This window comes from Pseudomonas sp. ICMP 10191 (assembly GCF_001467335.1).
Taxonomy (GTDB): Bacteria; Pseudomonadota; Gammaproteobacteria; order Pseudomonadales; family Pseudomonadaceae; genus Aquipseudomonas; species Aquipseudomonas cerasi.
The window spans coordinates 122,186-135,619 of sequence record NZ_LKGW01000035.1; the positions used below are offsets into that span (position 1 = coordinate 122,186).

Here is a 13,434-nt window from a genome sequence, read left to right on the forward strand (position 1 = left end):
AGCTGTGGTTGTTCTGAGGGGTTGGATAGCCAAAGCTACGAACTAGTTCAATCAAGGTGTACCGCGTAGTTCACTTTAGCTGGCTCGCCATGCCGCGCGGCCTTCTGGAACAACGCTTTCACCCTGATCAACGTTGTTCGCTCTGCGGTGTCACCCTCAACACTTCCTCGAGTGTAGTCAGGCCTGCCGAGACTTTCTGCGCGCCGGACAGACGCAGGCTGCGCGTACCTTCCTTGAAGGCCTGACGACGCATGGCGGTCAGGTCGAGGTCCGCCGAGATCAATGCCTTGATGTTGTCGGACATGACCATGATCTCGTAGACACCCGCCCGGCCCCGATAGCCGGTATCTCGGCATTCCACACAACCGACTGCCTGATGCGCGCCGGGTGGCACCGGTGCCTGCCAGGGGCGCGTCAGGGTTTGCCAGTCGGTTTCGTTCAGGTTGATCGGGGCCTTGCAGTGCGGGCAAAGGGTACGCACCAGACGCTGGGCCATGACGCCGAGGATGGTCGCCTTGAGCAGGTAGTGCGGCACACCCAGTTCGAGCATCCGGCTGATGGCGCTGGGTGCGTCGTTGGTGTGCAGCGTCGACAGCACCAGGTGACCGGTAAGCGCCGCCTGAATTGCCATTTCAGCGGTCTCCAGGTCGCGAATCTCGCCGATCATGATGATATCCGGGTCCTGTCGCATCAGCGCGCGCACGCCGGCGGCAAAGCTCAGTTCGATGTTGTGCTGCACCTGCATCTGGTTGAAGGCCGGCTCGACCATCTCGATGGGGTCTTCGATGGTGCACAGGTTGACCTCGGAGGTCGCCAGTTTCTTGAGGGTGGTGTACAGCGTGGTGGTCTTGCCCGAACCGGTCGGGCCGGTGACCAGAATGATGCCGTTGGGCTGGCGGGTCATTTCCTGCCAGCGCCGCAGGTCGTCACTGGAGAAGCCCAGTTGGTCGAAGTCCTTGAGCAACACCTCGGGGTCGAAGATCCGCATGACCATTTTTTCGCCGAACGCGGTCGGCAGGGTCGACAGGCGCAACTCCACTTCACGATTTTCAGGCGTGGTGGTCTTGACCCGCCCGTCCTGTGGTTTGCGTTTTTCGGCGACGTTCATCCGCCCCAGGCTTTTCAGGCGGCTGACAATCGCCATGATCACCTGCGCCGGAAACTGGTAAACGTTATGCAGCACCCCGTCGATTCGAAAGCGTACGGTGCCCTGTTCGCGGCGCGGCTCGATGTGAATATCGCTGGCGCGTTGCTGGAAGGCGTACTGAAACAGCCAGTCGACGATATTGACGATGTGCGCGTCGTTGGCGTCAGGCTCCTGATCGCTGGCGCCGAGCTTGAGCAACTGTTCGAAGTTACCCATGTTGCTCATTTTTTGCTCAGAGGCGCTGGCACCGCTGACCGACTTGGCCAGCCTGAAAAACTCCATCGCCATGCGCTGGATGTCTGACGGGTTGGCGACCACACGTTTGATCTGCAGCTTGAGCACATGCGCCAGGTCGGCTTCCCATGAGCGCACATAAGGCTGCGCGCTGGCGATGGTCACCGATTCGCGATCGACCGCCACGGCCAGAATCTTGTGGCGCTGGGCAAAGGCGTAGGACATCAGTGGTGTGACCGCCGCGACGTTGATCTTCAGCGGATCGATACGCATGTAAGGCTGGCCACAGGTTTTGGCCAGCCAGGCGGTCAGGGTTTCCACGTCCAGCTTCTTGCCCGGCCGCTTGAGGTCGTCAAACTGCAGCGAAGCGAGAAACTCGAGGGGATGCAACTGGATGTTCACCGCGCTGCGACGTTGGGTGAGTGCCGTTTCCGCGTCGTCCTGGCCGAGATAGCCTTCGGCAACCAGATCACGCAACACATCATTCAGATCGAGCCAGCGATCCTGTGAAGAGGGGGCCAGGGCTGCCATGTGCGCTCCTTGAGGCAATTCGTCATTGGACGATGAACAAGAGTAGACGCCAAGCGTGACAGCGTTGTTCGTTCTATGCGACCGGGAATTGCCGGAGCAGGCGAATTGATTCAGCCCGTCGCCAGGGCGACACGGGATTGCGCGGTATTGCGGGCGTCGACTTGCTCGACCTCCACTGAGCAGACGTCGATCAGGTTGCGCATTTTTTCACCAATCACTTGTGCCCGATGCCAGCTCAATCTGGAGACCTGAAGATCGATGAGCAGCAGGTTCTCTTGCTGCACGGCACTCAATTGGTCGGGAATCAGGTACTGCATGGCAAACAGGTTCAACACCTGACAGAGCAAGGCAGGCTCGGCTTCGGCGCAGACACGGTAGCGTGCGCAGCACTGCGCATTGCTCGACGACCAGCTATCTGGACGCTGCGAAGGGGGGGTGACGGCTTCGAGATTGGGCATGCTGGTACTCCAGAAGGATGCTGGAAATCTTTGCATGCATGAAAAGAAATTTCTGGTCCATCATTGGGTGGATTAGTCTTTATAAGACTTGTTAATGCGCCACAGACTGTTTGAGAAAATTAATTATGCAAATCGAGCTGGACAGTTACGATCGCAGGATTCTGGCGCTGCTGCAGGAAGATGCTTCGCTTTCCAGTGCGCAGATCGCCGAGCAGGTCGGACTGTCGCAATCACCCTGCTGGCGCCGCATCCAACGGCTCAAGGATGAAGGCGTGATTCGCCGTCAGGTGGCGTTGCTGGACCGCAAGAAAATCGGTCTGAACACACAGATATTCGCCGAGGTAAAACTCAATGCCCACGGGCGCTCCAACTTCACCGAGTTCACCGACGCGATTCGTGGTTTTCCGGAGGTGCTGGAGTGCTATGTGCTGATGGGGTCGGTGGATTTTCTGCTGCGCATCGTGACCCCGGATATCGAGGCATACGAGCGGTTCTTCTTCGAAAAGCTGTCGCTGGTGCCCGGCATCCAGGAAGTGAACTCGACAGTAGCGCTGTCAGAGATCAAATCCACCACCAGCCTGCCGCTGCTGCGCCAGGGAGGCTGAACTCATACCGGATGCCGAGGTGCGCTTTTGACTATCGTGCCAATGCTCCGCGTTGGCATGCAGTTCGTGACGCTCTGCGTCACAAGTCTGCGCCGCGCCGCACACTCAAGATCGGACGCAGAGCGTCCAGAACGGCGTCCCCACGCGGAGCGTGGGGACGATAGTTAACCTACGCATCAAGATGACTATCGTGCCAATGCTCCGCGTTGGCATGCAGTTCGTGACGCTCTGCGTCACAAATTTGCGCCGCACCACATGTTCAAGATCGGACGCGGAGCGTGGGGACGATAATCAATGCCACGAATCCAGCCCTTACAAGCGCAGCAGGGTTTTCCACGCGCGGCTCTGGAATACGGTGATTGCCTGTTGCACGCGGGCATCGAGGACTTCGTCGCTGATGTCCAGATGCGCCAGTTCTTCCAGCTTGCGCAGTTCGCCATACAGGCGATCCAGTTCCGGCAGGTCCAGCGCGCCGCGTGCCCAGTGCAGCCATGACTGGATGCGCTCGATGCGGGGCAGTTGCTCTGCCAGGTCTTCCGGCTGCTGCTGATAACGACTTAATTGCAGGGACGTGGCTTCTTCGCCCAGCAGGCGTGGCAGCCAACTGCTCAACAGTGCGGCGCCCTGACGATTGCCGCGGGTGTTGCGTTCGGTGGTCCAGCTGCGGGCCAGCAACCAGCGTGAGGTATTCAGCGAGAACTCGCCCCAGCGCGTGTCCTGCAATTCTTCCAGGAATTGCTCGTGGGCGGCACCGCGTACATCGGCATCGTCCTGCCCGGCCTGAACCAGCGGTCGCCAGTCTTCCAGCAAGGCGTCCAGCGCAGTACGCAGTTGTGCGGTCGAGGTGCGTGGCGCGGCCTGGCCGAGGCTGCTGGTCAGGGCGCGCAGTTCGGTGAGCATCTCGACCCAGTCCTGCAGCAGACGCCAGTGGCCGTTGAAACGGTATTGCTCGGCCAGACGCTGGCTGCTGCCCAGCAGATGCCAGGCCAGCGCGGAATAAGCGTCGTCCAGCGGCGTTTCTGCGTGCAGAGCGGGAGCGTGCAGGCTCAGCGAGTAGCTGCTGGCATCGAGCAGACGATAGCCGCGTTCGGCCTTGCTGATATCGCACGGCATCAGCGGCAGCGTTGCAGCCAATTCGGCGGCCAGCTCCAGCAGCGCGGGAGGTTCGCCTTCACGCAGCTCGAGTTCCAGCTCGCAGATTTCTTCCTTCTGCTTGCCCGCTACCACCTGGCCCAGGTCCAGTGCGGCTTCGATCACCACTTTGGCCTTGCCACGGCCCCAGGCGATCTCTGCTTTCTCACGCACGAAATCGGTGGTGAACAGAGGCTTGATGGTTTTCTTGTCCAGATCGGCCAGTTGCTCGGGCCAGCAATCGCCTTCGAGCTTCTTCAGGTCCAGCTTGGCCTTGCTCAGGTCCCAGTTATATTCATTGCGCTCGGACAGGCCAGCCACGCTTTGCCCGCGAGTCTTCATGGTCTGGATGATCTGATCGCCGTCGCGGCGGATGCGCAGGGCGACTTTGGCCTGCGCCAGCTCACCTTGCGGGGTATCGAAATACTGGTTCGACAGTTCAAGGCGCTCCCAGCCACTCTTGTTGCGCTTCTTGAGCAACGGGTGTTCACGCAGTGCAGCGAGGGTCTCGCGGCTGACGCGGAGTTTGATTTCTGTTTCTTTTTGCATGGCCGGGGGAATCCAAACGCTGATACGGATAAACGGGAGCGCAGCCCATGATTGAACGGCTGCTGAGGCCGTCAGTGTACAGGACATGGCCCGAAACGGTTTATTCCTGGGTTGCTATGGCCCTATGATGGGCCGTGTTCCGTCCCGATTACAGGAAGCGTCCATGCCGTTGCCGTCCATGAAAGACCAGTTCGCCGCCCTGATCGCCGTACCCTCGGTGAGCTGCACTCAGCCTTCTCTGGACCAGAGCAACCGCCCCGTCATCGATCTGCTGGCCGGATGGCTCGGCGATCTTGGGTTTGCCTGCGACATCCAGCAAGTGTCCCCCGGCAAGTTCAATCTGCTGGCGACCTATGGAACAGGCCCAGGCGGTCTGGTACTGGCGGGGCACAGCGATACCGTGCCGTTCGACGAGGCGCTGTGGAAGACCGACCCCTTGAAGCTGACCGAGGTGGATGGCCGCTGGGTCGGGCTGGGCAGTTGCGACATGAAGGGCTTTTTTGCGCTGGTCATCGAAGCGGTGCGTGGCCTTCTTGACCAGCCGTTCAAGCAGCCGCTGCTGATCCTCGCCACTTGCGACGAGGAAAGCTCAATGGCCGGTGCCCGTGCGCTGGCCGAGGCCGGCCGCCCGCTGGGTCGTGCGGCGGTGATTGGCGAGCCGACCGGGCTCAAGCCGATCCGCCTGCACAAGGGCGTGATGATGGAGCGCATCGATATTCTCGGGCGCAGCGGCCATTCCTCCGATCCGAGCCTTGGGCACAGCGCACTCGAAGCCATGCACGATGCAATCAGCGAACTCAAGGGCCTGCGCACGCAGTGGCAAGCGAAGTACCGCAACCCGCAATTCACGGTGCCGCAGCCGACGCTGAACCTGGGCTGTATTCATGGCGGCGACAACCCGAACCGGATTTGTGGCCAGTGCTCGCTGGAATTCGACCTGCGTCCGCTGCCGGGCATGGACCCGGAAGTGCTGCGCTCTGCCATTCGGCAGAAGCTGCAGCCGCTGGCCGAGCTGCATCAGGTACAGATCGACTATGCGCCATTGTTCCCCGAATGCGCGCCGTTCGAGCAGGTCGCTGACGCTGAGCTCGTGCGTGTCGCTGAACGTCTGACCGGTCATACGGCCGCAGCAGTAGCATTCGGCACCGAAGCGCCTTATCTTCAGCGCCTCGGCTGCGAGACACTGGTGCTCGGCCCGGGCGACATCGCCTGTGCGCATCAGCCGGGGGAATACCTCGAAATGTCACGTCTTGACCCTACAGTGCGTCTGTTACGTCAATTGATCGAACATTACTGCCTGACGCCCCAGTGAGTCAGGCATAACCTGTGTTAATGAAAGCATCTTGAGTAAAAGGAGACTGCGCGTGCTGCCAAGCCTGTTCCGACGATAACCACCACACCGTTGTGCGTGCTTCTTTTTTTCGTCCATTTTTTCTACAGGCTCTTGTTGTCATGCCCGAATACGTCAACTGGCTTCGCCACGCGTCTCCGTACATCAATGCTCACCGCGATTGCACCTTCGTCGTCATGCTGCCCGGCGACGGCGTTGCGCACCCCAATTTCGGCAACATCGTCCACGACCTGGTGCTGCTGCACAGCCTGGGCGTGCGTCTGGTGCTGGTTCACGGTTCCCGCCCGCAGATTGAAAGCCGTCTGGCTCAGCGCGGTATCACCCCGCGCTTCCACCGCGACATGCGTATCACCGATACCGAAACGCTGGAGTGCGTGATCGATGCCGTGGGTCAGTTGCGCATTTCGATCGAGGCGCGTCTGTCGATGGACATGGCCGCCTCGCCCATGCAGGGCTCGCGGTTGCGAGTGACCAGCGGCAACGTCGTCACCGCACGGCCTATCGGTGTGCTTGAGGGTGTCGATTATCAGCACACCGGCGAAGTGCGCCGGGTCGACCGCAAGGGCATCAATCGCCTGCTGGACGAGCGTCATATCGTGCTGTTGTCGCCACTGGGTTATTCACCGACCGGCGAGATTTTCAACCTGGCCTGTGAAGACGTCGCCACCCGCGCGGCCATCGATCTGGCCGCCGACAAACTGCTGCTGTTCGGCGCCGAAACCGGCTTGCTGGACGAGCAGGGCCGGTTGGTGCGCGAACTGCGTCCGCAACAGGTGCCCGCGCACCTGCAGCGCCTGGGTGCCAACTATCAGGCGGAACTGCTGGACGCCGCGGCCGAGGCCTGCCGTGGCGGTGTCGCGCGCAGCCATATCGTCAGTTATGCCGAGAACGGCGCGCTGCTCACCGAACTGTTTACCCGCGATGGCGGCGGCACGCTGGTCGCGCAGGAGCAGTTCGAACTGGTGCGCGAAGCGGCCATCGAGGACGTCGGCGGTCTGATGGACCTGATCACGCCGCTGGAAGAGCAGGGCATTCTGGTGCGTCGCTCCCGCGAAGTGCTGGAACGCGAGATCACGCAGTTCAGCGTGGTTGAGCGCGAAGGGCTGATCATCGCCTGTGCTGCGCTGTATCCGATTGCCGATTCGGAGTCGGGCGAGCTGGCGTGTCTGGCGGTCAATCCGGAATACCGGCACGGCGGCCGTGGTGACGAGCTTCTGGAGCGTATTGAAAACCGCGCCCGGGCCCTGGGTATCAAGACCCTGTTCGTCCTCACCACCCGCACCGCACACTGGTTCCGCGAACGCGGTTTCGAACCCAGCAGCGTCGACCGTCTGCCAAGCGCCCGCGCCTCGCTGTACAACTACCAGCGTAATTCGAAGATCTTCGAAAAGGCGATATAAGCCTGGGGGCGGACGCAGAGCACTCTTGGCTATATTTTGTGGGAGTGAGCTTGCTCACGAAGAGGCTGGTACAAGCCGCCGGAAAGGGACGTTTGAACCGTCCCTTTCGTGAGCAGGCTCACCCACGCCCTTCGGGCAGAAGCGCAGAGCATTGGGCACGATAGTTGAGATGATCGTTCCTCACGCTCCAGCGTGGGAATGCAGTTCTCGACGCTCTGCGTCGTCAAGAGGACGCGGAGCGTCCAGAAAGGCATGCGACGCAGAGCGCCGCACGATAGTCGCGCCTGCACCGGCACCTTCGAGAGCAAGCTCCCCACATTAATTGCACGATCAGTTGCTGATCGACAGAATGCTCGCCTGATACGACCCCACGAACGTGTCGAAATCCACCACTTCCTCGGTCGCTTCCAGTTCGGCCTGTTCTTCGATCGAGGTTTTGGCCTGGGCTTCGAAGTCTGCCTGTTCCTGAGCGCTCAGCGGGTGAGTGCGGAAGTATTCTGCATGGACCTGACTCTGGCGCAGGGAGAACGCGGTAAAGCCCTCGTTATGCGCTTCCATGCTGGCCAGCACCTGAGCAGACGGTGTGAGCGCGGTATCGTCGATCTTGGCCTGTTGCACGGCAATCGATTTGAGGTGCTCATCGGTGCCCTGAGCCTGATCGAGCAGGCGGGCAATCGGCGTTATCTTCTCCACCAACTCGGTTGCCCAGGTCTTGAGATCGACAGGGCGGTTGTCACGCATCAGGCTCAGGCCCGGGCGACGCCCTTCCTTGACCACTGACAGGAAGTTCGAGCTTGCGTTGGAGCATTCGTGGCTGGCCAGTTGCTGGCTTTCCTCGAGGGCGCAATACAGCACGAAGGCATCGATGAAGCGCGACTGCTCCAGGCTGATGCCGGTCGGCAGGAACGGGTTGATGTCCAGGCAGCGAACTTCGACGTACTGCACACCACGGGCCACCAGCGCCTGAATAGGGCGTTCGCCGCTATAAGTCACACGCTTGGGACGAATGTTGGAGTAGTACTCGTTCTCGATCTGCAACACATTGGTATTGAGCTGTACCCACTCGCCGTTCTGGTCATGAGTGCCGACCTCGACGTAAGGCTTGTAAGGCGTGGCCACAGCCTTGCGCAGGCTATCGGTGTAGCTGACCAGATCGTTGTAGCAAGGGGTCAGGTCGGCCTGGGCGTCACTCTGATAACCCAGGTCGCTCATGCGCAGACTGGTGGCGTACGGCAGGTACAGGGTGTCGGCGTCGAAGTGTTGCTCCAGCTGATGCTTGCGGCCGCGCAGGAACCCCGCGTCGAGTGCCGGTGAAGCACCGAACAGGTACATCAACAGCCAGCTGTAGCGGCGGAAGTTACGAATCAGCGCGATGTAGGAATGCGACTGGTAGTCGCGGGCATCGCCGGCAAAGTCTTCGGTCTGCTTGAGCAGCGCCCACGCGTCTTCCGGCAACGAGAAGTTGTAGTGAATGCCGGCAATGCACTGCATGGTCTTGCCGTAACGCAGCGCCAGGCCCTTGCGGTACACGTACTTGAGCTTGCCGATGTTCGACGTGCCGTAATAGGCAATCGGTATGTGCTCTTCGTCCGGCAACGGGCAAGGCATCGACGGACTCCACAGCAGTTCGTTGTCCAGCTTGCTGTAAACGAAGCGATGGATCCGGTCCAGGTTGTCGATGGTCTCGGCCGGGTTCTTCAAGGCTGGCGTGATGAACTCCAGCAGCGATTCGGAATAATCGGTCGTCACCTGACCATTGGTCAGGGCGGCACCCAGAGCTTGCGGGTGGGGCGTCCGGGCCAGTTCTGCCGTTGCGGTAACGCGCAGGCACTCACGCTCGATACCGTGCAGGCACTGCTCCAGCAGAGAGAGGTTGTTACGCTCGCCGAGCAATGCAAGACGACGGTTTAAAAGTTCGCTCAAGGTGTAATCCTTCACGCATCGGTCGCCCCGATATGGGGGTGGACTTGACGGTCTACAAGGGTGAAGAAAGGAACTGGCGTAGTCGCCTGGTGGGTCGGTAGCGCCTGTTCACAATCACTGCTCTTTGTCGTACTACCCAAATGGACTCGGCACCACGCTAATGGTGCCGAAATTAACCCAAATGATGTCGGTACGGCTAGGTTCAGTTCGCAGGGATGCTTTTCATCAGCCCTTGATCAAGTCTAGATCACCGCAAATGTGCCCTGGGCCTTGGCGACGAGCTTGTCGCCCTGAACGACTTCAGCCTCGACCACCAGCGTGCGGCGACCCGCGTGCAGCACCTTGGCGATGCACAGGACTTCGCCCTCGGAGACGCCACGCACGTAGTTGATCTTGCACTCGATGGTCACGCTGCGCTGGTCGAAACCGTGAGCGCTGGAACAGGCCAGGCCCATGGCGATATCGACCAGGCTGAAGATTGCACCGCCGTGCATCACGTTGCCGCGATTGCGCAGGTGCGCCTCCAGCGGCAACGCAACTTCGGCAACGCCCTCGTCCAGACGCCGCAGCTCGCAGCCGAGCATCTTGAAATAGGCGCTGTGGGTCAGATCTTCAGGAATATCCATCAACGCTTCTTCAGTTGCTTGGCATTGGCGAACAGCGACGCCATCGCATTGTTGGCGGGCGCTGGCGCAGTGGTTTCCTTGCGCGGAGCGTTGTTCTGACGAGGCGAAGAACCTGGACGGGCACCGCGTGCGCCATCGATTTTCTCGCCGGGCGTGTCGCTCATGCGCATCGACAGGCCGACGCGTTTGCGCGGGATATCGACTTCCATGACCTTCACTTTCACCACATCACCGGCCTTGACCGCTTCACGCGGGTCCTTGATGAACTTCTCGGACAACGCCGAGATGTGTACCAGACCGTCCTGATGCACGCCGATATCGACGAACGCACCGAAGTTGGTGACGTTGGTGACCACGCCTTCGAGGATCATCCCCAGTTGCAGGTCCTTGAGGTCTTCGACCCCGTCCTGGAACTCGGCAGTCTTGAACTCCGGACGCGGATCACGGCCCGGTTTTTCGAGCTCCTGAAGGATATCGGTCACGGTCGGCAGACCAAAGGTCTCGTCGGTGAATTTCTTCGGGTCCAGGCGCTTGAGAAAGCTGGCGTCGCCGATCAGCGAGCGAATGTCCCGGTCGGTTTCAGCCGCAATGCGCTGCACCAGCGGGTAGGCTTCCGGGTGAACGGCGGAGGCGTCCAGCGGGTTGTCACCGGTCATGACGCGCAGGAAACCGGCGGCCTGTTCAAAGGTTTTTTCGCCCAGGCGGCTGACTTTCTTCAGCGCCGCGCGGGTCTTGAACGCGCCGTTTTCATCACGATGCGCAACGATGTTCTGCGCCAGCGTGGTGTTGAGGCCGGAAATGCGTGCCAGCAGCGCCACGGAGGCCGTGTTCACGTCCACGCCCACGGCGTTCACGCAGTCTTCCACCACCGCATCCAGGCCGCGCGCCAGCTTGAGCTGCGACACGTCGTGCTGGTACTGGCCGACCCCGATGGATTTCGGGTCGATTTTCACCAGTTCGGCGAGCGGGTCCTGCAAGCGACGGGCAATGGATACCGCGCCACGGATCGACACGTCGAGGTCCGGGAACTCCTTGGCGGCCAGTTCCGATGCCGAGTACACCGAAGCGCCTGCTTCGGAGACCATGACCTTGGTCATCTTCAGACCCGGGTATTTTTTGATCAGGTCGGCAGCCAGCTTGTCGGTTTCGCGGCTGGCGGTGCCGTTGCCGATGGCGATCAGGTCGACCGAATGCTTGGCGCACAGTGCGGCCAGTACGGCGATGGTCTGGTCCCACTGGTTTTTCGGTACGTGCGGATAGACGGTGGCGTAGTCGAGCAGTTTGCCGGTGGCGTCGACCACGGCGACCTTGCAGCCGGTGCGCAGACCTGGGTCGAGGCCCAGCGTGGCACGCTGACCGGCCGGCGCGGCCAGCAACAGGTCGTGCAGATTGTGGGCGAACACATTGATCGCTTCGGTTTCCGCGCCGTCACGCAGCTCACCCAGCAGATCGGTTTCAAGGTGGCTGTACAGCTTGACCTTCCAGGTCCAGCGCACCACTTCGGCCAGCCATTTGTCTGCCGGGCGGTTCTGGTTCTGGATGTCGAAGCGCTCACCGATCATCAGCTCGCACGGGTGCATGGCGCCCGGCAATTCTTCACCGACTTTCAGTGCGGAGCTCAAAAAGCCTTCATTGCGACCACGAAAAATCGCCAGCGCACGGTGCGACGGCATGCTCTTGAGCGGTTCGTCGTGTTCGAAGTAGTCGCGGAACTTGGCGCCTTCCTCTTCCTTGCCCGGTACCACGCGTGCGCTGATCACCGCTTCCTGCTTGAGGAAGCTGCGCAGCTTGTCCAGCAGCGAGGCATCCTCGGCAAAGCGCTCCATCAGAATGTACTTGGCGCCTTCCAGCGCGGCCTTTACATCGGCTACGCCTTTTTCCGCGTCGACGAAGCGGGCTGCTTCTGCTTCAGGGGCCAGGCTCGGGTCGTTGAACAGGCCATCGGCCAGTTCGCCCAACCCGGCTTCAAGGGCGATCTGGCCCTTGGTGCGGCGTTTCTGCTTATAAGGCAGGTACAAGTCTTCGAGGCGGGTCTTGGTATCGGCCAGCTTGATGTCGCGCGCCAGCTCCGGGGTCAGCTTGCCTTGCTCTTCGATGCTGGCAAGAATGCTGACGCGCCGTTCGTCCAGTTCACGCAGATAACGCAGGCGCTCTTCCAGATGGCGCAGTTGCGTGTCATCAAGACTGCCGGTCACTTCCTTGCGGTAGCGGGAAATGAAGGGCACAGTCGAGCCTTCATCCAGTAGTGCTACGGCCGCTGCGACCTGTTGTGGGCGTACGCCGAGTTCTTCGGCGATGCGGCTGTTGATGCTGTCCATAAAACCACCTGGAGTTGTGAGCAAAAAACTGGGCTATGTACGAATTGCCTTGCCTGGGTATCGTGCGCCAGCATTTATTTTCAGGGCTGGCGAACCGCCATGAGTCCGGCGTTGCCTGACTTCGAGGGCGGCGCATTATACCCAGCGAAGCCGGATTAGGGGATCGGCCGACAAATGGGGTGTTTTTTCGGCGAAAACGCAGGCACAAGTGTCGCCTCCAGTAAAATCTGCTAACAATGCACAAGGTGCGCATCACCGCAGCTACGCCATAATGCGCCCCGAGATCAGAGGAGCATCCGATGAGCAGCACCGCACAAAATGCCGAAGGCGAAAAAATCCTTATTGTCGATGACGATCCGGGGCTGAGCAGTCTCCTGGAACGTTTTTTCACCAGCAAGGGCTACCGTGCCCGCGCCGTGGCAAATGTGGAACAAATGGACCGACTGCTGGCCCGTGAGGTTTTCAACCTTGTGGTGCTGGACCTGATGCTGCCCGGCGAAGACGGCCTTTCGGCCTGTCGTCGTCTGCGTGCCGCGAACAATCAGGTGCCGATTATCATGCTCACCGCCAAGGGCGATGAGCTGAGCCGCATCAAGGGGCTCGAACTGGGTGCTGACGATTATCTGGCCAAGCCGTTCAACCCGGACGAGCTGATGGCGCGGGTCAAGGCGGTGTTGCGTCGTCAGGCGGCACCGGTGCCCGGCGCCCCTGGCAGCGAAGACGAGTCGGTCAGTTTCGGTGACTACGTGCTGTCTCTGGCAACCCGCGAGCTCAAGCGCGGTGAAGAAGTGCACATGCTCACCACCGGTGAATTCGCGGTACTGAAAGCGCTGGTCATGCACGCTCGCGAGCCGCTGACCCGCGACAAACTGATGAACCTGGCGCGTGGCCGGGAGTGGGATGCGCTGGAGCGATCCATCGACGTACAGATTTCCCGTCTGCGTCGCCTGATCGAGCCTGACCCGTCCAAGCCCCGTTATATCCAGACGGTCTGGGGCGTAGGTTATGTATTCGTTCCGGACGGTGCCGGAAGTCGCTGATAACCCGGTTGTCGGCACAGACATCCGTCATTGCTGCCAGTTACGTCGATAATCTTTCACAAGCTTATCGACGTACTGGTTTTTTGCGTTCGTCCATCGGGTCCGGCCCGCGTTCGGCAAA

10 protein-coding genes are annotated in these 13,434 nt (G+C 60.5%); 4 read left to right on the forward strand and 6 right to left on the reverse strand.

Going from position 1 to position 13,434, the window contains the following annotated elements:
• Nucleotides 1-127: 127 nt before the first annotated feature.
• The gene (locus AO388_RS04720; protein ID WP_003432204.1) at nt 128-1,912 is read right to left on the reverse strand and encodes a GspE/PulE family protein; all 1,785 of its coding nucleotides are present in this window, start codon (nt 1,910-1,912) and stop codon (nt 128-130) included.
• Nucleotides 1,913-2,022: 110 nt separating this feature from the next.
• Nucleotides 2,023-2,370, reverse strand: a complete 348-nt coding sequence (locus tag AO388_RS04725) for a hypothetical protein (protein WP_003367427.1) — start codon at nt 2,368-2,370, stop codon at nt 2,023-2,025.
• Between the two features lie 125 nt (nt 2,371-2,495).
• Here AO388_RS04725 and AO388_RS04730 point away from each other — a divergent pair, with 125 nt between their 5' ends.
• Nucleotides 2,496-2,975, forward strand: coding sequence for an Lrp/AsnC family transcriptional regulator (locus AO388_RS04730; RefSeq protein WP_003432206.1), 480 nt, complete (start codon nt 2,496-2,498; stop codon nt 2,973-2,975).
• A gap of 312 nt (nt 2,976-3,287) precedes the next feature.
• On the opposite strand, the gene AO388_RS04735 is transcribed toward AO388_RS04730, so the two are convergent.
• Nucleotides 3,288-4,655: a CYTH domain-containing protein gene (locus AO388_RS04735; protein ID WP_058416121.1), complete on the reverse strand. Its 1,368-nt coding sequence runs from the start codon at nt 4,653-4,655 to the stop codon at nt 3,288-3,290.
• A gap of 163 nt (nt 4,656-4,818) precedes the next feature.
• Between AO388_RS04735 and argE the strand changes: the two genes are divergently transcribed.
• The gene (gene argE / locus AO388_RS04740) at nt 4,819-5,967 is read left to right on the forward strand and encodes an acetylornithine deacetylase (protein ID WP_003367423.1); all 1,149 of its coding nucleotides are present in this window, start codon (nt 4,819-4,821) and stop codon (nt 5,965-5,967) included.
• Nucleotides 5,968-6,107: 140 nt separating this feature from the next.
• Nucleotides 6,108-7,406, forward strand: coding sequence for an amino-acid N-acetyltransferase (gene argA / locus AO388_RS04745; protein WP_003367421.1), 1,299 nt, complete (start codon nt 6,108-6,110; stop codon nt 7,404-7,406).
• 330 nt (nt 7,407-7,736) lie between these two features.
• Here the strand turns inward: argA and gshA are convergent, their stop codons facing one another.
• The 3 genes from gshA to AO388_RS04760 all read right to left on the reverse strand — a co-directional run bounded on the left by gshA (nt 7,737) and on the right by AO388_RS04760 (nt 12,273).
• Complete coding sequence (gshA, locus tag AO388_RS04750) at nt 7,737-9,329, reverse strand: glutamate--cysteine ligase (protein ID WP_003432210.1); 1,593 nt, start codon at nt 9,327-9,329, stop codon at nt 7,737-7,739.
• Between the two features lie 242 nt (nt 9,330-9,571).
• Entirely contained in the window at nt 9,572-9,955 is a 384-nt protein-coding gene (locus tag AO388_RS04755) for a PaaI family thioesterase (RefSeq protein ID WP_003367417.1), read from the reverse strand.
• Complete coding sequence (locus tag AO388_RS04760) at nt 9,955-12,273, reverse strand: Tex family protein (RefSeq protein WP_058416122.1); 2,319 nt, start codon at nt 12,271-12,273, stop codon at nt 9,955-9,957. The genes AO388_RS04755 and AO388_RS04760 overlap by 1 nt, the downstream gene beginning before the upstream one ends.
• Before the next feature lie 299 nt (nt 12,274-12,572).
• On the opposite strand from AO388_RS04760, the gene ompR reads away from it, so the two are divergent.
• The gene (ompR, locus tag AO388_RS04765; RefSeq protein ID WP_003318889.1) at nt 12,573-13,313 is read left to right on the forward strand and encodes an osmolarity response regulator transcription factor OmpR; all 741 of its coding nucleotides are present in this window, start codon (nt 12,573-12,575) and stop codon (nt 13,311-13,313) included.
• Nucleotides 13,314-13,434 lie beyond the last annotated feature (121 nt).

What these genes read in the sequence shown, in the direction of transcription:
- AO388_RS04720 (WP_003432204.1), bottom strand. Translation starts at nt 1,912, where the DNA reads ATGGCAGCCCTGGCCCCCTCTTCACAGGATCGCTGGCTCGATCTGAAT.
- AO388_RS04725 (WP_003367427.1), bottom strand. Translation starts at nt 2,370, where the DNA reads ATGCCCAATCTCGAAGCCGTCACCCCCCCTTCGCAGCGTCCAGATAGC.
- AO388_RS04730 (WP_003432206.1), top strand. Translation starts at nt 2,496, where the DNA reads ATGCAAATCGAGCTGGACAGTTACGATCGCAGGATTCTGGCGCTGCTG.
- AO388_RS04735 (WP_058416121.1), bottom strand. Translation starts at nt 4,655, where the DNA reads ATGCAAAAAGAAACAGAAATCAAACTCCGCGTCAGCCGCGAGACCCTC.
- argE (WP_003367423.1), top strand. Translation starts at nt 4,819, where the DNA reads ATGCCGTTGCCGTCCATGAAAGACCAGTTCGCCGCCCTGATCGCCGTA.
- argA (WP_003367421.1), top strand. Translation starts at nt 6,108, where the DNA reads ATGCCCGAATACGTCAACTGGCTTCGCCACGCGTCTCCGTACATCAAT.
- AO388_RS04755 (WP_003367417.1), bottom strand. Translation starts at nt 9,955, where the DNA reads ATGGATATTCCTGAAGATCTGACCCACAGCGCCTATTTCAAGATGCTC.
- AO388_RS04760 (WP_058416122.1), bottom strand. Translation starts at nt 12,273, where the DNA reads ATGGACAGCATCAACAGCCGCATCGCCGAAGAACTCGGCGTACGCCCA.
- ompR (WP_003318889.1), top strand. Translation starts at nt 12,573, where the DNA reads ATGAGCAGCACCGCACAAAATGCCGAAGGCGAAAAAATCCTTATTGTC.